The following is a 19,490-nucleotide window of genomic DNA, read 5'->3' on the forward strand; positions in this document are numbered from 1 at the left end:
ATTCCAAGAAATCTCTTGGACCCGTCACTAAGCACATCTCCGATTCCTTCAATCTTCCCGGCGGCCTCGCGGGCCTCCGTTCTCGTTCGTTTGAGCTTTTCGGCTCTCTCGTTCGAGGGTGAGGCCAATTATAGAACTTTATGTGACGATTGTCAAGAGGTTTTGCGCATTTTTTTCATTTTTTTTCACTTTTTTCCATTTTTTTGTAAAACATTCGTTCTATATCCACATAATATTCAATTTATCAACACTCTATTAACATATTTATTTTGACTATAGCCGATCATAGGCATTGTTTTTTACCGTTTTTTCTTTTTTCCCGGTTCTTTTCTATAATTCCATATATGAGTTACGAATGCAGACACCTGAGAAACACCTTCTGCAACAAGCGGAAAAAGGAATGCGACCCGGGAGCCCCCGGTTGCGTTCTCCGCGGGCGGTTCGTATTCCCCTTTAGCGAATCGGCCAACGACTCCAAAAAGAAACCTAGAGCGGACAAGGACTAACTCACCTTGTTCAAGATTGGCTACATTTTCGAAAAACTACTATACAAGGCACTGCTTGTATCTGGTTGGAAATACGATGTCGTACAATCTAACCTGAACTTTGTACATTCCAACCCGTCAAAAATAATTTATAATAAAGAATACAAACAAATTATTTTAAACCTTACGCACCATGTAGGCGATATTCTTTTTAACTTCGGTTCGTTCAAAAAATTACCACACGATTTTGGCAGTTATCCGTTCAAGCAAAACGGAATTACATATAAATTATCTAGCAACAGTGAATTTGTACTAAACAAGATGCGCGCTGGCGGAATATTCCTTACCGCACACTACGGCAATTACGAAGCCATTGGCCCGTGGTTATGCCGCTTGGGCATTCCACTCAAGGCAAGTTATATTCCACTAAAGCCCGCATGGCTCAATCGCATTGTCGAAAACAGAATCCGTTCTGTAGACAAACGAAATTATTCCGTGAACGCAAGGAACCCGCGCGAGTTCTTGCGACTGCTCGACGAAAAAAATCTATTCTGCTTATTGATGGATCAGGACAGCCGAATCGAAAGTGCAGTCGAAGCAACGTTTCTCGGAAAAAAAGTGCACATCAATCCGCTGCCGGATTTTTTGCTGAAGCACCGCCCGGGAACTCCCGTATTCATTTGCTGGCTAGATGAACCGAAATCCGGCAACGAAAGAATTCTGCATGCCATCGAGGTGACCCCCATAAACAACAGCATCAACGATGTGTTCAACCGCTGGCTCGAAAATCGAATTGCCGAAGAACCTACGCTATGGTACGGCTGGACTCACCGCCGGTTTTACAGCTGCGATCCCCAAATATATGGATAAATATTCCAAGATGGAATAACTGGCTTTACTCCATTTTACAGAAAAAACTATATATATGAATATAACAGAGTGTTGGGAATATGCAGATACTGGAAAACGAAAATCTTTTCAGCTTGGATGACGCGAAGGTAGTTCAGCCTCTCGCGAAACGCAAGCTTGTTCTTGTACAAATCAATAGTCCTTCCCTCAAAAAACTCCGCGCCATGCTTTCGGAAGAATACCCCATTATCGATGTGGATTCCGAAAAAGAAGCCGTACAATTGGTAGACAAGCAGCACGACAATATTTCTGCCATATTGTTCAATGTGGAACTGTGCAAGCAGAGCAACTTTTGGCTGCAGAAAGTCCTGAACGAAGATAAACGTTTCGTAGGGATTCCGAACATAGGCATTTCTACAATCGCGGATTCTGACGACTACAAACTCTGCATTGCCGCCGGTGCAAACGAATACTTTGAACCGCCGTTCCGCAAAGAACTCGTCATGCTCCGGATCAACAACGCCATCAGGGGAAAGGACTCGGCCACATTTTCCGAAGTCGAAAAAATCCTGAAGGAACTGCCGTCGAACATTTACCTGAAAGATGCCGAAGGCAAGTACGTTTTCGCGACGCACTACTGGCACCACCTGCATACCGAAGGAGACCCGAACTGGACCATCCGCGGAAAGACCGACATAGAAATTCGCGAAGACAAGGAAAATGCGCTGAAGGCCATGGAATCGGACAAGGAACTTTTGCGCACTGGCAAGGGCACCAACTACGTCATTAAAGAAGAAGGTGAAAACGGGGTCGAGTACTTGGAGCTTATCAAACGACCTGTCTTTGATGAAAACGGAAACATCAACGGGATTATCGCGCTCATCAACGATGTCACTGAAATCCAGTCGCTGAAACTGGAACTCGAAAAACGCTCCAAGACCGATTCGCTCACTGGTCTATTGAACAAGCAGGAAACCGAAAGCGCAATTTCCCGTATCATCGAAAAAAACAGCGATGAACGCGGTGCCTTGATGATGATCGACGTAGACAAGTTCAAGGAAATAAACGATTCATTCGGTCATGCCGCAGGAGACCGCGTACTCACGGCAATCGGGAACATCCTGTACAATTCGTTCAAGGGAATGGATATTACGGGCCGTATCGGTGGTGATGAATTTATGGTATACTTGCGCGATATCAAGCCCGACACGGCGATCAGGCTTGCCGCAATGATTTCGGATAAAGCAAGACACCTTTTTCAGGGTGAACCCTTAGAAAGACACGTTTCACTTTCAATAGGAATATCCGTATTCCCCGAACACGGTAAGAAATTCGAAGACCTGTACCGTGCTGCCGACATGGCGCTTTACTTTGTAAAGGAACATGGCAGGGACTTTTACAATATGTATTCTCCAGAACTGAAGAGCTTGCACAAGTAGTCTTGCGCATCGGACGCATTCCCGGAAAGTCGTCATCTGTCCAGAACCTGGAATACCAGCAAAGATAAATGAACGCAAGAAGCGTAAAGCCTGCAATGCAGAAAATCTTGAATAACAAGATAGTTGTTGCGTAATCGATTGGTGTGTACATTCTAACCCCGTAGTGGAAAACCACAACACACCAAAAACCGCGCCAAATATATATTCTGGCGCGGCTCAAGTCAAACTGATTTGATTACGAAAATCTAGTATTAACTACACTAAATTGCTTACTGCAAAAACTTAGTTCGCGGTACGCATTCCGGCAGCTTCGAAAGTCGCCTTGTTCTTCGGATCGGGCACGGCAACCGTGGTAATCCAGTTGTATTCGGCAATGCCGGCAAGACCGACGCGGGCGCAAAGCTGGTCGCGGGCCACATTGTAGGCATTGAGAATCTGGATCTTTTCGGTATCGGATGCCTTGTCGATACGTTCGGACCAACGCACACCGAGTTCCACGAGAGCTGCACTTGCCTTCACGTAGAGCTTCGCCTTTTCAGAAGAAATTTCAGAAGAGGAAGGGGCCGTGAATGCATCAACCTGCACGATAGGCACGGACTTCGGAGTGGATGCCTGCACCTGGTTCATTTCAGGTACATTGTCATCGGCGCTATCGCAAGCGACAAGCACCGGAGCTACGAAAAAAGAGGCGATCATCAACAACGCCACTTTTAGGATTCGTCTTGACATATCAGCCTCTTTTTCAAAATACTAGCGGCTTGTGGGCTCGAACCACAGACCTGCGGATTATGATTCCGACGCTCTACCAACTGAGCTAAGCCGCCAAATTTTTCCCAAATTTAGTCAATTAGTTAAAAAAATTCAAGGGGTTCATTCAAAATAAACTGTAGTTTCTACAGATTTTTCGCCCCATTCAATCAATTGCCAGCCCGGAGCGGCACTTTTCAGATTAAAATAGGGTACGTTGGGGTCAATCTGGAACTGAGTCGCCGGTGCAACGTGCACAATCTGGCGTCCCATGTTCACTTCGAAGTGATGATGGTAATGACCTGCGTAGATGTGGGTCAAGTTATTGATACCCGCAAGTGCCTGCTGGACTTCGACCATGTTTTCAAGGTGGTAACGCAAGTCCATGAAACGGTGACCGCAGAAACAAGGCGGATGGTGCATGAAGAGAATGACTTCGCCCTTGATCTTCGAAGCTTCTTCTTGCAGCCATGTCAACTGTTCCTGTGAAACATTCCCGCAACCGCTATCCAGGAAGAACATTGTCTTGCCTTTCAAGTCGTAGCGGTAGAAACATCTGTCACCATGAATCATAGATTCAATATCGAAATACTTTCGCATGATATTGAGATCATCATGGTTACCGGGAATAATGCACCACGGACTCTTGTAGTCCTTCAGTGCGGATGCAACGTATTCGTATGCGCCCGGGTCCGAGTTTTCGGAAAGATCGCCAGACAGCACCAAGAGATCCAAATTTTGCATAGAATCAGAATCCAGAGCTTTGCGGAAATTGGCACAAACGTCGATTCCCTGTACGAGCTCTGCTCCGTTTCCAATATGGATATCGGATATCTGACCTATTTTAAGGATCTTTGAAGACATTATGTCTGTACAATATAACTATTATATAGGACCAATGCGCTAGATTTTTCCACTTTTTTGCCAAATGTGACCCATATCATACCGATTTTCAACATAATTCGGTGTATCGCCTGTGAATTGGTATTGAAAAGTCAACTTCAACATTTGTCAACATTGAAAAAAGTGAACAGAATGAAAGTTTTCAACATTTTTACTCACTGATTTTAGTTTTATAACTTTTTGACCATCAATGAGTTATGTTTTCATCTTCACAATTCTATCCACTATTCACGGCGCTAATTACTATTACTATTTATATAAATAATTAGTGTTTAATGATATAGGTGTGAACTTGACTTAAAGGTCTAAATCCTTGGGACCCTTGACCGGCTGCTGCTTGGACTGTTGAGCGGCAGGCTGGGCTGCAGGACGTGCTGCCTGGGCTGCAACCTGAGGTGCACCCATCTGGCAGTTACCCTGGAAAATAGCGCCTTCCTGGATAATGAGACGCTTGGTCTTGATATTGCCTTCGAACTGGGAAGTGCTTTCGAGGATGAGCTTTTCGGAGCAATCGATGTTGCCCTTGACAGAACCGGCAACCACTGCAGTGCTAGTCTTGATATCAGCTTCGACCACGCCCTGACGTTCGACGATGAGTTCTCCTTCGATAGAGATGCCGCCAATGACGTTGCCAGCAACGCGCACGTCGCTATTACCGCTGATGTCTCCCTTAATGGTCACGCTGTGACCGATCTGAGTGATTTCCTGTTCTTTAGTAGCCATTTTTTACCTCTTTGGTTGGTTTAATAGTTTATGAAAAGCTCGGGATCCATTTCCTTGCCATCTTTAGTTATAGAATAGTGCAAGTGCGGGGCACTGCTGTTTCCCGTATTCCCGACTGTTCCTATAATTTCGCCCTTCCCGACATTGCGACCCTTTTTGGTTCGAATGTCTTTTAAGTGTGAGTAACTGGTAATATAACCATTTTGATGATTGATGACGACCGTGTTGCCCAATTCGTCTTTCGGTCCGGCGTAATCTACGACTCCGCTACCCGATGCAAACACCGGATTTCCGATCTGGGACGAAAAGTCGGTCCCGAGGTGGTCGTCCATTTCGCTGAATTTCTTGCTCACGATTCCAACTACCGGAATCACGTTCGGAATATGTTCCAGGCGTACTTTGTCTTCGTGCGATTTCCAGCCGCCTTCGTAGTCGACATCGATTTTTTGTGAAGGCGTGTGGGCGAACCTGCTCTTGTCGATAAGGCTGTTGACCTTGCCCGAATCGTTTTCGATGAACGTGCCTAAAATATTCTGGATACGTTCCTCGAGAACCCAGAGCGAGTCGATTCTCAAGAAGAGTTCTTCGTAGTTGGCGTTTTGCTTTACGAGCTGTCCGTTTGCGGTGCGGATCTTTTCGTAGTTCACCATCATGCGGCCAATTCGGCCTGCATTATAAATAAGGAATCCGGTACCGATTACAAGTGCGACCAAGAAGATTTTCAGGAAAAGGAACCACTTCGTGTTGATACGGTAGCTCTTGATTTCCTTGGAGTCTTCCGGGATGATTTGAACTTTATAATACTTGCCTTTCATCTATCGATTTTCCATGAGTTCCTGGATTCGGGTAAGGTCGTCCATGGAATAATAGTTAATAACGATTGAACCCTTGGTCTCGGTCGAGGCGCTTGGATTGATTTGGACTTTGGTGCCGAAGAAGGTTTCGAGGCGGGATTCGAACTGTTTCATGTCGGCGCTGAGTTCCATCTTCGGCTTGGCTTCGACTTCGGGCTTGTGAACTTCCGGCTGGTCCTCTGAAGACTGCTCCGGTTCACCCTCTCTCGTCTCTCGTCTTTCGTCTCTCGTCTGGTTTATATCTTCACCGCGGGCGATGGCTTCGATCTGGCGGACGTTCAGGCCTTCTTCGATAATGCGCTTGGCGACTTCTTCGGGATTCTGGATCTTGTCGCTGCAGAGGGCGCGAGCGGCACCGCCCGAAATTTTTCCTTCTTCTATCCACAAAAGCACGACTTCCGGGAGCTTGAGAAGGCGGAGACTGTTGGTAATTGCGGAGCGCGACTTACTCACAATCTTGGACAGATCTTCGTGGGTGTATCCGTGATTATCGATCAATTGTTGATAGGACTTGGCGACTTCGACCGGGTTCAGGTCGACACGCTGGATATTTTCAATGAGGGCCCATTCGGCCATGGCCTTGTCGTCGAGGTTTTCGTAAACCTGGGCCTTGATGGTCGGAAGTCCGGCGAGCTTGCTTGCACGGGTACGGCGTTCACCGCTGATAAGCTGATAACGGTCGCCCACCTTGCGGACAGCGATCGGCTGGATCAACCCGTGGTGTTCGATAGATTCGGCGAGTTCCACCAGTTCGTCGTCGCTGAAAACCTTGCGCGGCTGGAACGGGTTCGGGTCGATGAGTTCGACATTGATTTCGACGACTTTCTGGGAGTTGTCAACAGTTTCGGATTTTTCGGCATTGTTTTCGCCGGATTGTGGATTAGGCTGTTGAATGTCGGAGGCTGCCGGAGCAGAGTGATCTTTGAGGATATCGGCGAGGCTGCGACCCAGTGCGAAAGACTTTTTACCCATAGTAGATAGTGGTTAGTAAACAGTGGTTAGTGGTTAGTAGGTAGAGCACAGAACTTGGAACATTCCTTCTTCATTAAGAGCGTAGAGGACTAAGTTCTAAAGGGGGTGAATTCCCGCTCTATTTACCCTTGTTTAAAATTTCTTCGGCGAGTTTCATGTACGCTTGTGCACCACTGCTCTGCACATCGTAAAGGATGGCGGGCTTGCCGTGGCTCGGAGCTTCGGAGAGTTTCACGTTGCGCGGAATCATTGCCTGGAACACGGTATCGCTCAAGTTTTCACGGACTTCTTCGGCGACCTGCTTGCAGAGGCTCAGGCGGGAATCGTACATGGTGAGGAGCGCACCTTCGATCTTGAGGTTTGCGTTCAGGTTCTTCTGGACTTCGCGGATCGTCTTGAAAAGTTCGGTCATACCCTGCAGGGCGTAGTATTCACACTGAACCGGAATCAAGACACTGGTAGCTGCGGTCAGCACGTTCAGCGTCAAAAGGTTCAGGCTCGGAGGAGCGTCGATGATGATGAATTCGAAAGCCTGCTTGAGGACGTTCATCACACGTTCGAGACGGCGTTCGCGGCTCATGGCGTTCACCAGTTCGATTTCCATGACGGCGAGGTCCGGGCCGGAAGTGATGACCTTGAGGTAATCGAGGCTCGTATCGAGGATAGCTTCCTTGATATTGTCGTAGGTAATATTATCCGGATTGTCGGCCATGTTCAGGACTTCGTGGATATCCACATCTTGAAGTTCGTTATAGCCCAAACCCTGCGACGCGTTACCCTGCGGGTCCATGTCGATAAGGAGTGTCTTCTTTTCCAATGCGGCAAAACTGGCGGCCAGGTTGACGGCGGTCGTGGTCTTGCCAACGCCACCTTTCTGGTTGCAGACTGCTATCACTTTACTCATTCATTACCTCGAGTGACTAAGGCGTAAACTTGTTCTTCCTGCGGGAGTGCATATTTATATATGTGTACTTCCGGATCATTTTCCAGGTGAACAATATTGTTGAAACTTTTCAGCGTGAGGAACTTTCCACCGCGCTTGAGTCCCGGCTGGGCACGTTCCCAGTCGTTTTCGAAAGTCGAGAGGGCGCGGCAACTCACAAAGTCCAGATAGGCAAGTCCCGAAGTTTCGAAACGCTTGCCCACGACGGTCAGGTTCTTGAGACCGAGTTTTTCCTTGGCGTAGTTCATGAATTCCACGCGCATGTGGCGGGGTTCGACGGCAAAGAATTCTACTTCGGGCATCACGATGGCGAGCGGGAAAATCGGACAACCTGCACCGGCACCCATGTCGGCCCACTTACAGGTGTGGGGTATGAGGTCGCTCCCTTCGGTCGCTTTGAGGAGTGAGGAATTCGAAGTTGAATTGTCTTGCAATTCACCCTTCACTATATATATATAGGGAACGAGGGAATCTGCGATGTGGCGGCTGAGGAACTTTTCGGAGTCCTTTGCCGAAATCAGGTTGCCGAACTGCTTGGTGTTTACCACCAAGTCCGCAAAATCATAAAGCTTGCCCAGAACATCTTCGGACAGCTGCACACCATGTTCTTGCAAGAACTGGTTCAAGAGATTCTGCTGATTTTTGTTTTCTCTGTAATTCAATGAAAACCTAAAAATTGTTTGGACTTTGGCAAAGCCAAAGGCCGACACCCTGCGGTTTCCAAATAAAAATATGCGAACATATTTTTGCTTGGAAACCTTGGTTGTGTTTCACGTGGAACGTTAGCGAGGTGAGCGCAGCGAAAAATACATTAGGTATTTTTCATTGCCGAACCGAAGCAAGTTGGCTCCGAAGGAGCAAACAATGATTGCGAAGCAATCTAACGTCCACGAGATAATTTAGTATTCCTAATTAACAAATTCAAAAAAAAGGGCTGGCGCCCTTTCACTTTTTAAAAATATCCGTGGATAAGTTTTTGATAAATGTGGATTTTGTGTGAATAGAAAATAGTAGGAAGTAGGATGTAGACAGTAGACAGTGGTTAGTGGATGGTAATTAGAATGTTCCACGTGGAACACTTATGATATATTTTTTGTTGGCGGGGCGGCCGAGAAGGTCGAAGTGTTTTGCCTTTTCGGGGATAAATGCCGGCTTGTTTTTGCGGAGGATCGGTGTGGTGAAATTGGGACCGACTTTGACAAAGAAATTCTTTGTATCGGTATTGCTAAAGGTTATGGTGAATCCTTCTTCTGTTGTTTCTATGAATTCTTGATAACTTTCGATAATTGACTTGACGTATGTATCATCCTTCTTTTCAAGTCTATATTTAGTTGTATTGCATGTATTTTCATTTTCGGGATTAGGTGTTCTTATATAACTTCCAGAACTATAGGGTGTGCCGTCTGAATACCATTTTTCATCATATAGGGTGTCATTGCGTAAGAATATGCTGTTGACGATTTCGAGCGAATCTGGTTTACCTGAGTCTAGGCCGTAAACATATCTATATGTTGAATCCTTTCCTAGAAAAATAATACTAATTTCGGATCGATTATAATTGAGATTTGTGCTGGTTAATTTGATTGTGGATTCTGTTGTTTCTTTTGTTTGCTTGTAATTATATGTGTCGCATATTCCTCTACTATTGCATTTGACAATACTATCTAAACTATTGTCGGTATAGTGGTATTTGAAGGATGAATAATAGATTTTGCCCTCATCTACAAAGCTGGGGGCGTATGAGCTATCTGGACGATAATTGTTATTCATTCCGTATTCAAGATAGGCGCTGCGTAAAAATTCGAGGCAGTTTACAGCATGCACATTCAGTGCGATAAAGGATAGAATGAGGATTGCTTTTTTCATGGGAGAAAATATAGTAAAGTTTTTATTTAGCTAGAAAAGGAGATGCCGCATCAAGTGCGGCAAGACAAATTGTTTGGACACTTCGTGTCCTACCTTAATCGGCTCGGAAATATATACGAAACTCGAAACTTTGGTTTCGTAGTTGAGTTATCCTCTGTGGGGAGAAACAAGCAAGCTTGTTTCTGCTTCACTCGCCTCATAAGGTTTCACGTGAAACACAACCGAGGTCAGAAAGCGAAAAAATGCTTGCATTTTTTCATTTGCTGACCGATGGGTGTAGGACTATGACATAGTCATAGTCCCAACATAGCGAGGTGAGTGTCACTTACCCTTCTTATAATATATAGTGGTGTATTCGTTGCCGCCGTAGCAGGGGCCGGGGGCCTTGAAGTACTTTTTGTGGTCGAACTTGATTGATTTCTGGATGAGGGTGTTTCCCTTCATTTCATATTCGTAGGTGTCGATGATAAAGTTATTATCGCTTTTTCGAATACACTTGTTTTTATTATCGGGGTCGCGGTATGTTTTTAAATTCCTGGGAACCCAGTTGTTGACTTCGTGGATGGTATCGTTCTTGATGTAGAATATCTGGTGCTGTTCCTTGTTCAGATCGATATAGACGGAATCCTTTGCGCGGTAGACGGTGAAGTGCCATTTGTCCTTCAAGGATTTCCAGTCGTATTTCGTGACCTTGCCTACCTTGGTGGAGTCAATTTTCCAGTCGGGAATGAAGGTGGATCTTTTTTCGACATTGCGGGCAAGGCAAGATTGGTACAGGTTCATACTGTCGAGGTGATTGCCTGTCCAGTGATACTTGATGGTATAGACCAGCCCGTTTTGTTCCTGATAGAGACTATCCGGCAACATTTCGCCGGGCATGATGAGGGCGTGATCCTGAAAGTTCGTTGCGAAATAATCAAATGTGTGTCGGATGCAGTCGACCGCATGGGCATTTAGAAATGCCACTGCCAATACAATAAATATTCTCCTCATACCTTTAATATACATTTTTTGTTGGAACTTTCGAAATGTTTCACGTGGAACGTTAGCGAGGTGACCAAACACATTGAACCCTATTTTGACACAAAGTGTCAAGGGGATGGATGTATATTTAACTATAGAACCTTTTCAGGGAGGCTTTCTATGTGCGGTGGTTGCTGTTCCCTTATTGCTGCAATTTTTTTGGTCTCATTATTTATGATGTGGTACTAGATAGTAATCTCTACCCTATTGCCTTCGGGGTCGAGGACGACACTTTCGTAATACCCGTCGCCGGTGGTTCGGGGCTCCCCTACGATTTGGATTCCGTCGTCGGTCATTTGCCGGGTGAGTCGGTCCACTTCTTCTTTTGAACCGACCGAAAAGGAAAGATGTGCATATCCCAAATGTTGGGCCTCTGGCTTCGTTGCAGTCCCAACATCTATATCAGGGCGGTGCATTATTTCCAACCGGGCGCCACTTTCGAAGGTGACGAAACGGCTCGTGAACTGTTTTGCCGGATTATGATAAATCGGGTGAACTACCCCGCCGAAATACTTTCGGTAGAATTCGCAGACCTTGTCGATGTCTTTTACCCAGATGGCCACGTGTTCGATTTTCATAATCAATCATTAAAATTTCATGAGGCCTTCAGTCAAGGGACATACAACAGGACCACTTGAATTGAGTGCAGCCCCGATGGTGGCTTCTGTAATGCAGGCGCCGGTCCCTATCAAAAAGTTCCTGATGAAATGGCTTTCTCTTCTAGGTCTATTGATGTCCGGCTCGGATTCGCTGTAAGTTGAATCCGGTTCGGAAGGAATCTCGCCGTAGTTCACCTTAAAGACCATGGCTCGGGTTAGTTTGATGGAATTTGTGTCTTCGGCAGTATTCTTAGGTAAAAGCTGCGCGAAAGACAGGCAAAAAGCTGCCAAGACAATTGCTGATATTAGAAAAAACCTCATATAACCTCCTGTATAGTAATATAACAAATTATGGTGTGAAGGGTTATATCGAAGACAATTTTCAACATCTATTCACATAATCAACAATAATGTTTATGTTCCACGTGGAACATAATTACCTATATTATACTTGAGGTTATTATGATTGAGATTGAAGTTATCCAGGGCGACATTACCAAGCTTGCGGTGGATGCCATTGTGAATGCGGCAAACTGTTCGCTTCTGGGTGGTGGCGGTGTCGATGGCGCCATCCACCGGGCGGCAGGTCCGGAACTTTTGAGGGCATGCATCCCCCTGAACGGTTGCGAGACGGGCAAGGCAAAAATTACCCCAGGTTTCAGACTCCCGGCCAAGTTCGTCATCCATACTCCGGGGCCGGTTTATCGGGACGGGCGGCATGGCGAACCTGCACTTTTGGAATCATGCTACAAAAGCTGCCTCGATTTGGCCGAGGAGAACGGCTGCGAGACGGTCGCCTTTCCCGCTATTTCTTGTGGAGTTTATGGCTACCCCTGGGAGGCCGCTACCGAGATTGCCGTGAAGACGGTTCGGGACTTCCCGGCGCGAAAAGTCAAGAAAGTCATCTTCTGTTGCTTCGGCAAGGAGATGGAAAAATTGTATCGAGAGAAAGTAGGCAGGACGGTAGGAAGGGGTTGAAGTATTACCTACTATTTTTGTATATTTAGTTCAAGTAGAAATGCCGGAGCAAGTCCGGTATGAAATGTTTTAAAAAAGGAAGATTCTTATGGAAGAAGTCGTAAAATTTCTCAAGGAATGTGGCGCCTACTTTTTGGCAACGGTAGACGGTGACCAGCCGCGCGTCCGCCCGTTCGGTACCGCCAACATTTTCGAGGGCAAGCTCTATATCCAGACTGGCAAGTCGAAGGATTGCTCCAAGCAGATCCAGAAGAACGGCAAGGTCGAAATCTGTGCCATGAACAAGGCCGGTAACGAATGGGTCCGCGTCGCCGGAACACTCGTCCGCGACGACCGCCGCGAACCGAAGGTCGACATGCTGGAGCACTACCCCGAGCTCAAGTCGATGTACTCCCCCGACGACGACAACACCGAAACGCTCTACTTCAAGGATGCGACCGCTACGTTCTACAGCTTTGGCGCCGCTCCGCGTACTGTGAAATTTTAAATTTTTGCAGTCAATACATAGGAGATCCCGGATCAAGTCCGGGAAGACAACTGGCATGTGTTGATAACTTTTATAAACATAATATAAACAACGCGTTTCACGTGAAACACGATGTTTTTTATTTTGGTGGATAAGTTTTGGATTTGTCTAATAGGATTGGCAATAGATTGTTGAAATATCATCGTAAAATGACGTATGTTCCACGTGAAACATATATCATTTGTGGATATGTTGTGGGATATGTCCAAATCCTGTGGAATAACAATTTTAAAATATACACAAGATATCAACAATTGGAACTCCGTAGAATTTTACATTTTATGTAATTCGTAATGAATTGTTGATAATATAGGACGCCCATTTTTACGGATTAACGCCTGCCGCGGCGATGTTTGCGCCGAGTAAGATGAATTCCCAGCCGTATTTCTGCTTCTGGCGTTCGATCATCTGTTTCACATGTTCGGCTAAAAGGGTTTCGCGGCCTGCGGCTTCGTAAATACTGTATTCGGCGCCTCCCCCGCAAATCGGATTCTTGTTCGCGGAATTGACGATAGCGTCGGCCTTGACTTTCGTGATGTCGTTACGTACAATCTTTAAGGGCATTATAAAACCTTCTTATACGCTTCCACAAGTTTCTCGAGCGATACGGCGCAGTTGGCAGGCGATGTGGATGGCAACTTGACTGCGTCGATGCCGACTTCTTTTGCACAAAATTTTTGGTACAAGTTATAGGCAGTGGCGCCTGTGCAGAAGATGCGTGAAACCTTTGATTTTTTGACTAGTTCTTTTATGTTGTTCACAACTGGGTCTTCGATGCTTGTATCGCTTGCGCCTACGATAGTGCAGCTGTCCAGAACGTCCCATAGCGCCACGTGATGCTTTTTGAGCATGGCCCTCTTTTGCGTGATGGTTTCGGGAATTTCTTCGCCGAGAACGGTTGCCATGACTTTCCAGAATCTATTTTGCGGGTGCCCGTAGTAGAATGCCATTTCGCGCGACTTGGGCGAGGGTATGGAGCCGAGCAGCAGCACGCGGGATTCGCGGTCGTATAGGGCCGAGAATTCATGGGTGACGCGGGTTCGAATGGCTTTGTTTGCGGGCTTTTTCATGAACACAAAAATACTATTTTTCGCCTTATGAAAATCAAGATTCTGTTTGTGTGCCATGGGAACATTTGCCGAAGTCCGATGGCTGAATTCGTGATGAAAAAGTTGGTGCGGGATTTGCCTGCTGAATCGTTAGCGGATGTAGAATTCGAAATTGCGAGCGCCGCGACGAGCACCGAAGAAATCGGGAACCCGGTGTACCCGCCGGCACGCCGCATGCTTGCCATGCACGGAATCGATTGCAGTGGAAAGACGGCGCGTCAGATGACTGCCCGCGACTACGAGTATTACGACTACATTGTGCTCATGGACCGTAACAATTTGCGCAACCTCCGCTGGATTTTGCCGGCCGATGTGTACGCCCGTGAAACATCTGGCCCGGTGGAAAATCGCAAGGTCTCACTCTTGATGGATTGGGCCCACAAGAGCCGCGATGTGGCGGACCCTTGGTATACCGGCGATTTTGTGGCAACTTGGGACGATGTAAACGAGGGCTGCAAGGCGATGCTGGCCCAAATTCTGCGATAGATTCGGAAATAGGCCCTTGTTTCAAGACTAAACGATTTTGAGTTGGCATGTTATTTGCTAAATTATCCCCGTAATTTTTAATCAGGGACCGCGGGCAATGCCCTCGGCCGTAAAAAGGAAAAAGATGAGCATAGTCGATACCGTTCTTCACAAGATCTTTGGTACCCCTCACGAACGTAAGGTCAAGCAGCTGCGCCCTGTCATCGAGCAGATCCATAAGGCCCGCGAAGCCCTGGAAGCTCTGGATGACGCCGCCCTGGCCGCCAAGAGTGCGGAATTCCGCGAAAAGCTCAAGAATGGCGCTACCCTCGAAGACATCAAGGTCGAAGCATTCGCCGTTTGCCAAGAAGCTTGCGACCGCCGCTTGGGTATCTTCAACATTTTCAAGCCGGAATTCAACTTTGACTTTAGCCGCTTGGGCCCCGAGCTCCAGGAATCGGTGAACGCCGCGAAGGCCGAACTTGCCGCCGGCAAGAACGAATGGGAAGTTTACCTGCCCGCCTCTGTGTACGCAAAGGTCCGCGAACTTTACCCCGAATCGGTGAAGCCGTTCCGCATGATGCCTTTCGACGTGCAGATGATTGGTGGCTTGGTGCTCCACGAAGGTGCCATCGCCGAAATGGCGACGGGTGAAGGTAAGACGCTTGCCGCCGCCCTGCCGGTTTACCTGAACGGTCTTTCTGGCCACGGTGTGCACGTGGTGACGGTGAACGACTACCTCGCCGGCCGTGACGCAAAGCAGATGGGCATGGTCTACAAGTTCCTCGGACTCACGGTGGGTCTCATCGTGAACGGCCTGAACCCCGAAGAACGCCGCGTGAGCTACAACAGCGATGTGACCTACGGTACCAACAACGAATTCGGCTTCGACTACCTGCGCGACAACATGGCTGTGGAACCCAACCAGCTGGTGCAGCGTGAACTGAACTTCTGTATCGTCGACGAAGTGGACTCCATCTTGATTGACGAAGCCCGTACGCCGCTTATCATTAGTGGCCCGGCCGAAGACGCTACCGAAAAGTACGCCAAGGCAAACGAAATCGCCAAACAGCTGATTAAGAACAAGGACTTCTCGGTCGACGAAAAGGACAAGAACATCCAGCTGACCGAAAAGGGCGTGAACCACATTCAGGAACTCATGCACATTACGAACCTGTACGGCGAACATGCCGACTGGGTACACTTCTTGGATAACGCCCTCAAGGCCTGGTACCTTTACGAAAAGGATGTGGACTACATTGTCCGCGATACCGAAATCATCATTGTTGACGAAAATACGGGCCGCCTTATGGAAGGCCGCCGCTACAGCAACGGTATGCACCAGGCGATTGAAGCCAAGGAAGGCGTGCAGATCCGTCGCGAAAACCAGACGCTTGCAACGATTACGTTCCAGAACTACTTCCGCATGTACAAGAAGCTTTCGGGTATGACGGGTACCGCCGAAACCGAAGCCACGGAATTCATCAAGATTTATAACATGAACACTTGGGTGATTCCGACCAACAAGCCTTGCATCCGTAAGGACCTGCAGGACATGGTGTACAAGTCCGAAGATGCCAAGTGGCGCGCTATTGTGGCCGAAATCAAGGAACGCCACAGTAAGGGACAGCCGCTCCTCGTGGGTACGGCATCCATTGAAAAGTCCGAACATTTGCATGGCCTCCTTGAAAAGGAAGGCATTCCGCACGAAGTCTTGAACGCGAAGAACCATGGTCGCGAAGCTGAAATCATTCAGTACGCCGGCTACAAGGACAAGGTGACGATTGCAACCAACATGGCTGGTCGTGGTACCGACATTGCCCTTGGCCCGGGAGTTACCGAGCTTGGCGGTTTGCATGTGCTTGGCACCGAACGTCATGAATCTCGCCGTATCGACAACCAGCTGCGCGGTCGTTCCGGCCGTCAGGGCGACCCGGGTTCCAGCCAGTATTTCTTGAGCCTCGACGACAACCTGATGCGTATCTTCGGTGGCGACAGCGTCAAGAACTTGATGACCCGCTTTGGCGTGGGCGAAGACGAAGTGATTACCCACCCGATCGTGAGCCGCTCGATTCGTGGCGCCCAGCGCCGCGTGGAAGGCCAGAGCTTCGACATTCGTAAGCACTTGCTCGACTACGATAACGTGATGAATGAACAGCGTAAGGTGATTTACGGCCTGCGCCGCCGCATTCTGAACGGCGAAGACATCAGCGAAGAAATCATGAACCGCATCGAAGACGCCTGCGATATCAAGGTGTCTCAGTACATTCCGGCCAAGACTTACGCCGAAGCCTGGAACCTGGAAGGCTTGCACATTGACTTGCAGCGTAGCCTCGGCATGGAATACAGCCTCACGCTCGAAGATGCCATGAGCAAGACGCCGGAACAGGTGCTCGATGAAATCATCGACCTGTGCAAGGTCCGCTACGACAAGCTCACGAAGATTATTCCGGAAGCTGACTTCCGCCAGATTGAACGCCGCTTCTTGTTGATGACCATTGACCAGGTGTGGAAGGAACACTTGTACGCCATGGACCAGCTGAAGGATTCTATCCGATTCCACGGATACGCTCAGAAGGACCCGCTGATGGTCTACAAGAACGAAGGCTACAAGATGTTCGAAGGCTGCATGGAAAAGATCGCGACGCTCACCGCGCTCCGCATCTTGAACATCCGCATTACGCTCCCGAACGGTGTGACAGTGTCGCCTGACCAGTTGCAGCTCAAGAGCAAGGAACAGCTCGAAGCCGAAAAGAAGGCCGCCGAAGAAGCCGCTGCCGCGAACAATGCCGCAGAACCTGCCACTGAACAGGCCGCGCAGACTCCCGAAGCGAAGCAATCCAATGCCGAATCTGCCGAGCAGATGAGCGCTGAAGGCGCAAAGCCCGCAGGACTCGCAGGCACCGCCGCTACTTCTGAAACGAATGCGATTTCTGAAGAACAGCAGGAAGCAAAACCGATGCCGCAGTCCGCACTTCCGGGTACTCGCCAGGTGAACCCCGCCATGCTCGCCGCTGCACGCCGCCGCGCTCAGCAGCAGGCTCCGAAGCTCGGTCGCAATGACCCGTGCTGGTGCGGTTCTGGCCTCAAGTACAAGAAGTGCCACGGCAAGGACTTGGAGTAATTCAGAATTCGAAATTCAGAATTCGGAATTGTATTCAAGAAACAATTCACAAGAAAGGCCGTCTTAACCGACGGCTTTTTTTGTATAAAATATTGTTATATGGGTAGTGAAAAATCGCTGAAGTGCTAGTTTCTTACACAACGAATGGACATCTTAGGCTGATTTACTCCAAAGGAGATACCTTTCCCATTGAATGCAACCAAATAAGAAGTATTCACATTTGCGGCTGTAGAAGTCCAATAAACGCATGAGGAGTATTCTCCAGAAACGTTTCCATTCATTAGCCAATACCCAGCGGGCAAAGCATTATATCCACAATCATCAGTACCCGGCGTATAAAATGTTCCAAAGTCATCGGGACTTTTTAATCTAGACATAGCTTCTGCTCCTTCACCCATAGTAATTGACAATAATGTCCACTCATCTGTAGAAGGTACGTGCCAACCCGCAGGACAGATTGTATCTAGCAGTTCTTGATCAAATAAATCAAAAAGTTCACCATTTACATGCAACGAATAGAATCTTCCAAATGTATCGCAGAATCCATCAATTTTGCCATAGCACAAACTGTAAGGTGCATCAAATTTAAGGTTTTCGGCCATCCATACCTGGTTTCCGATAGATGTGTACTTATAAACCTGACCATCGCGGGCATCGGTAAAGGTACCACGGTTCGGTTCGCCGTAGGCGTTCGTACCTTCCGCAGGGCAAACCACTGCCGCATCGAAGGTGTCAACGGGCTCCTCGGGCGCGGAGGAACCATCGTCACAGGCGGAAAATAGTGCCGCCGAAAAAAGAGCGCAAATGAGCGAGATGTTAATTTGCCTTTTCATAGGGGAATTAGCGGGTTTCGCTAGCGAGGTGGTCCAGATAAATCTTCTGGGCCTTGGCATCGTACATCACCACGTCGTAGAGTTCGCCGTCTTTGCCGGTGCGGGATTCCACGAAGAGTCCGCTCATGGAGCCCTTTTCGGTGGGCAGGAATGCGCTGCGGCCTTCGGGCGTTGTCTTGAATTCAAGGTAGCCTTGTTCCACGTACCAGTCGCGGATGACTTTGTAGTAGATGCGTTCCATATTCTCGCCAACAAGGGTGTTCAGGCGGCGAGCGATTTCGCTGACGGGCACGGGCGTGTCTTCGGTGGGGTAATCGGCCAGCTGTTCAGCGGTCAGGTGGAATTTTTCCCTTTGCACGCGATTCGGAGCGTATTCCTGGTCGTCTTGAAAATCTTGAGCCTGGTTGGCCTTGCGCTTGGCGAAGCGTTCGTTTGCAATTGCGGCACACTTTTGGATGTTGTCCAAAATGAACTGCTGCGCCTGTTGCCAGCACTGCGTATAAATGTTGTGGTGGCCGCGCAGGTCCGATTCGCCCTTTTCGAATCCGTAGGTTTCGCCCTTGGCGGTGGGCAGATTGGCGTCGGTGCCGCTTTCGGTGGACTGTCTTTCGAGAATGCCTTCTTGCACCAGGAAGTTTGCCACGTCGGCATAGAGCAGGTGGTTCATGTTCTTGGGCAAAAGTTCGTTCACGTTGCGCACCACGCGGGAAATCGAAACCGGGTAATCGAAGAAACGGTAACCCTTCAGGGTTTCGGCGTCGATGGCCAAATCTTGCATGGCGGGCTTCGCGTTCTTCTTTGCTACGCGCGGCTTTTCGGCGGTGGGCATGGGGGCCACTTGGTCGTGGTTCAGTTGCTGCTGCAAAAGCGATGCGACGTAGGCGAGGCACTTGCTGATGCGTTCCTGTTTGCAGGAATCCCCTTCGGGCAGGATTTCGTCTGTCAGGGGGTTGATTCCGCAAGAGAGCTTGCGCAGGTACATTTCGGCACGTTCGATAATCGCATTTTCAGAGGCCATACAAAACTCCATTCGTTGCAAAAAGCGTTGTAAA

At 48.2% G+C, this 19,490-nt stretch carries 22 protein-coding genes and 1 tRNA gene; 7 read left to right on the plus strand and 16 right to left on the minus strand.

Annotated elements, in window-relative coordinates:
* The first annotated feature begins 344 nt into the window (after positions 1–344).
* The 3 genes from B7988_RS15090 (at position 345) to B7988_RS11890 (ending at position 2,773) form a co-directional block, all read left to right on the plus strand.
* Positions 345–506, plus strand: coding sequence for a hypothetical protein (locus tag B7988_RS15090; RefSeq protein WP_170930648.1), 162 nt, complete (start codon positions 345–347; stop codon positions 504–506).
* Between the two features lie 6 nt (positions 507–512).
* Entirely contained in the window at positions 513–1,355 is an 843-nt protein-coding gene (locus B7988_RS11885; RefSeq protein WP_088658083.1) for a lysophospholipid acyltransferase family protein, read from the plus strand.
* An 80-nt stretch (positions 1,356–1,435) separates the two neighbouring features.
* A complete protein-coding gene (locus B7988_RS11890) occupies positions 1,436–2,773 on the plus strand; it encodes a diguanylate cyclase (protein ID WP_073323467.1) in 1,338 nt (445 codons plus the stop codon).
* Between the two features lie 282 nt (positions 2,774–3,055).
* On the opposite strand, the gene B7988_RS11895 is transcribed toward B7988_RS11890, so the two are convergent.
* The 12 genes from B7988_RS11895 to B7988_RS11950 all read right to left on the minus strand — a co-directional run bounded on the left by B7988_RS11895 (position 3,056) and on the right by B7988_RS11950 (position 11,724).
* Entirely contained in the window at positions 3,056–3,502 is a 447-nt protein-coding gene (locus tag B7988_RS11895) for a hypothetical protein (RefSeq protein ID WP_088658084.1), read from the minus strand.
* Positions 3,503–3,524: 22 nt separating this feature from the next.
* Positions 3,525–3,597: transfer RNA gene (locus B7988_RS11900), tRNA-Met, on the minus strand.
* A gap of 46 nt (positions 3,598–3,643) precedes the next feature.
* The gene (locus tag B7988_RS11905; RefSeq protein WP_073323471.1) at positions 3,644–4,384 is read right to left on the minus strand and encodes a metallophosphoesterase; all 741 of its coding nucleotides are present in this window, start codon (positions 4,382–4,384) and stop codon (positions 3,644–3,646) included.
* Positions 4,385–4,720: 336 nt separating this feature from the next.
* Positions 4,721–5,146 carry a polymer-forming cytoskeletal protein gene (locus tag B7988_RS11910; RefSeq protein WP_088658085.1) on the minus strand — a complete coding sequence of 142 codons (426 nt, stop codon included), beginning with the start codon at positions 5,144–5,146 and terminating at the stop codon, positions 4,721–4,723.
* A 20-nt stretch (positions 5,147–5,166) separates the two neighbouring features.
* Positions 5,167–5,961 (minus strand): M23 family metallopeptidase, encoded by a 795-nt coding sequence (locus tag B7988_RS11915; RefSeq protein ID WP_073323475.1) that lies wholly within the window; start codon positions 5,959–5,961, stop codon positions 5,167–5,169.
* The gene (locus B7988_RS11920; RefSeq protein ID WP_088658086.1) at positions 5,962–6,972 is read right to left on the minus strand and encodes a ParB/RepB/Spo0J family partition protein; all 1,011 of its coding nucleotides are present in this window, start codon (positions 6,970–6,972) and stop codon (positions 5,962–5,964) included. It abuts the gene before it with no gap.
* A gap of 118 nt (positions 6,973–7,090) precedes the next feature.
* Entirely contained in the window at positions 7,091–7,876 is a 786-nt protein-coding gene (locus B7988_RS11925; protein ID WP_073323479.1) for a ParA family protein, read from the minus strand.
* Positions 7,873–8,577 carry an RsmG family class I SAM-dependent methyltransferase gene (locus tag B7988_RS11930; RefSeq protein ID WP_170930649.1) on the minus strand — a complete coding sequence of 235 codons (705 nt, stop codon included), beginning with the start codon at positions 8,575–8,577 and terminating at the stop codon, positions 7,873–7,875. The genes B7988_RS11925 and B7988_RS11930 overlap by 4 nt, the downstream gene beginning before the upstream one ends.
* 394 nt (positions 8,578–8,971) lie before the next feature.
* Positions 8,972–9,781, minus strand: a complete 810-nt coding sequence (locus B7988_RS11935; RefSeq protein WP_088658088.1) for a hypothetical protein — start codon at positions 9,779–9,781, stop codon at positions 8,972–8,974.
* Positions 9,782–10,102: 321 nt separating this feature from the next.
* The gene (locus B7988_RS11940; protein WP_141225656.1) at positions 10,103–10,747 is read right to left on the minus strand and encodes a hypothetical protein; all 645 of its coding nucleotides are present in this window, start codon (positions 10,745–10,747) and stop codon (positions 10,103–10,105) included.
* Between the two features lie 242 nt (positions 10,748–10,989).
* Positions 10,990–11,382 carry a VOC family protein gene (locus tag B7988_RS11945; protein ID WP_088658090.1) on the minus strand — a complete coding sequence of 131 codons (393 nt, stop codon included), beginning with the start codon at positions 11,380–11,382 and terminating at the stop codon, positions 10,990–10,992.
* Positions 11,383–11,391: 9 nt separating this feature from the next.
* Positions 11,392–11,724: a hypothetical protein gene (locus B7988_RS11950; protein WP_141225657.1), complete on the minus strand. Its 333-nt coding sequence runs from the start codon at positions 11,722–11,724 to the stop codon at positions 11,392–11,394.
* Between the two features lie 141 nt (positions 11,725–11,865).
* Here B7988_RS11950 and B7988_RS11955 point away from each other — a divergent pair, with 141 nt between their 5' ends.
* Both B7988_RS11955 and B7988_RS11960 read left to right on the plus strand, forming a co-directional pair.
* Positions 11,866–12,381 (plus strand): O-acetyl-ADP-ribose deacetylase, encoded by a 516-nt coding sequence (locus B7988_RS11955; protein WP_088658092.1) that lies wholly within the window; start codon positions 11,866–11,868, stop codon positions 12,379–12,381.
* Between the two features lie 88 nt (positions 12,382–12,469).
* On the plus strand, positions 12,470–12,868 hold the full coding sequence (locus B7988_RS11960) for a pyridoxamine 5'-phosphate oxidase family protein (protein WP_073323495.1): 399 nt from the start codon (positions 12,470–12,472) through the stop codon (positions 12,866–12,868).
* 363 nt (positions 12,869–13,231) lie between these two features.
* On the opposite strand, the gene B7988_RS15320 is transcribed toward B7988_RS11960, so the two are convergent.
* Positions 13,232–13,471, minus strand: coding sequence for a hypothetical protein (locus B7988_RS15320; RefSeq protein WP_249268987.1), 240 nt, complete (start codon positions 13,469–13,471; stop codon positions 13,232–13,234).
* A complete protein-coding gene (locus tag B7988_RS11970) occupies positions 13,471–13,977 on the minus strand; it encodes a DNA-deoxyinosine glycosylase (protein ID WP_170930650.1) in 507 nt (168 codons plus the stop codon). Before B7988_RS11970 ends, B7988_RS15320 begins: the two co-directional genes overlap by 1 nt.
* Before the next feature lie 27 nt (positions 13,978–14,004).
* Between B7988_RS11970 and B7988_RS11975 the strand changes: the two genes are divergently transcribed.
* Both B7988_RS11975 and secA read left to right on the plus strand, forming a co-directional pair.
* Positions 14,005–14,502: a low molecular weight protein-tyrosine-phosphatase gene (locus B7988_RS11975; protein WP_088658093.1), complete on the plus strand. Its 498-nt coding sequence runs from the start codon at positions 14,005–14,007 to the stop codon at positions 14,500–14,502.
* A 124-nt stretch (positions 14,503–14,626) separates the two neighbouring features.
* A complete protein-coding gene (gene secA / locus B7988_RS11980; protein WP_088658094.1) occupies positions 14,627–17,605 on the plus strand; it encodes a preprotein translocase subunit SecA in 2,979 nt (992 codons plus the stop codon).
* A 125-nt stretch (positions 17,606–17,730) separates the two neighbouring features.
* Here secA and B7988_RS11985 read toward each other — a convergent pair whose 3' ends face one another.
* Positions 17,731–18,438, minus strand: coding sequence for an FISUMP domain-containing protein (locus tag B7988_RS11985; RefSeq protein ID WP_170930651.1), 708 nt, complete (start codon positions 18,436–18,438; stop codon positions 17,731–17,733).
* A 7-nt stretch (positions 18,439–18,445) separates the two neighbouring features.
* A complete protein-coding gene (locus tag B7988_RS11990) occupies positions 18,446–19,456 on the minus strand; it encodes a hypothetical protein (protein ID WP_249268988.1) in 1,011 nt (336 codons plus the stop codon).
* Positions 19,457–19,490: the final 34 nt, after the last annotated feature.

This window comes from Fibrobacter sp. UWB1, assembly GCF_002210325.1.
Taxonomy (GTDB): domain Bacteria; phylum Fibrobacterota; class Fibrobacteria; order Fibrobacterales; family Fibrobacteraceae; genus Fibrobacter.

Excerpts from the sequence above, each read along its gene's own strand:
- B7988_RS11955 (WP_088658092.1), top strand. The coding sequence starts at position 11,866 with ATGATTGAGATTGAAGTTATCCAGGGCGACATTACCAAGCTTGCGGTG.
- B7988_RS11975 (WP_088658093.1), top strand. The coding sequence starts at position 14,005 with ATGAAAATCAAGATTCTGTTTGTGTGCCATGGGAACATTTGCCGAAGT.
- B7988_RS11960 (WP_073323495.1), top strand. The coding sequence starts at position 12,470 with ATGGAAGAAGTCGTAAAATTTCTCAAGGAATGTGGCGCCTACTTTTTG.
- B7988_RS11985 (WP_170930651.1), bottom strand. The coding sequence starts at position 18,438 with ATGAAAAGGCAAATTAACATCTCGCTCATTTGCGCTCTTTTTTCGGCG.
- B7988_RS11990 (WP_249268988.1), bottom strand. The coding sequence starts at position 19,456 with ATGGCCTCTGAAAATGCGATTATCGAACGTGCCGAAATGTACCTGCGC.
- B7988_RS11905 (WP_073323471.1), bottom strand. The coding sequence starts at position 4,384 with ATGTCTTCAAAGATCCTTAAAATAGGTCAGATATCCGATATCCATATT.
- B7988_RS11890 (WP_073323467.1), top strand. The coding sequence starts at position 1,436 with ATGCAGATACTGGAAAACGAAAATCTTTTCAGCTTGGATGACGCGAAG.
- B7988_RS11915 (WP_073323475.1), bottom strand. The coding sequence starts at position 5,961 with ATGAAAGGCAAGTATTATAAAGTTCAAATCATCCCGGAAGACTCCAAG.
- B7988_RS11920 (WP_088658086.1), bottom strand. The coding sequence starts at position 6,972 with ATGGGTAAAAAGTCTTTCGCACTGGGTCGCAGCCTCGCCGATATCCTC.
- B7988_RS15320 (WP_249268987.1), bottom strand. The coding sequence starts at position 13,471 with ATGCCCTTAAAGATTGTACGTAACGACATCACGAAAGTCAAGGCCGAC.
- B7988_RS11945 (WP_088658090.1), bottom strand. The coding sequence starts at position 11,382 with ATGAAAATCGAACACGTGGCCATCTGGGTAAAAGACATCGACAAGGTC.
- B7988_RS11925 (WP_073323479.1), bottom strand. The coding sequence starts at position 7,876 with ATGAGTAAAGTGATAGCAGTCTGCAACCAGAAAGGTGGCGTTGGCAAG.
- B7988_RS11935 (WP_088658088.1), bottom strand. The coding sequence starts at position 9,781 with ATGAAAAAAGCAATCCTCATTCTATCCTTTATCGCACTGAATGTGCAT.
- B7988_RS11950 (WP_141225657.1), bottom strand. The coding sequence starts at position 11,724 with ATGAGGTTTTTTCTAATATCAGCAATTGTCTTGGCAGCTTTTTGCCTG.
- B7988_RS11970 (WP_170930650.1), bottom strand. The coding sequence starts at position 13,977 with ATGAAAAAGCCCGCAAACAAAGCCATTCGAACCCGCGTCACCCATGAA.
- B7988_RS11895 (WP_088658084.1), bottom strand. The coding sequence starts at position 3,502 with ATGTCAAGACGAATCCTAAAAGTGGCGTTGTTGATGATCGCCTCTTTT.
- B7988_RS11910 (WP_088658085.1), bottom strand. The coding sequence starts at position 5,146 with ATGGCTACTAAAGAACAGGAAATCACTCAGATCGGTCACAGCGTGACC.
- secA (WP_088658094.1), top strand. The coding sequence starts at position 14,627 with ATGAGCATAGTCGATACCGTTCTTCACAAGATCTTTGGTACCCCTCAC.
- B7988_RS15090 (WP_170930648.1), top strand. The coding sequence starts at position 345 with ATGAGTTACGAATGCAGACACCTGAGAAACACCTTCTGCAACAAGCGG.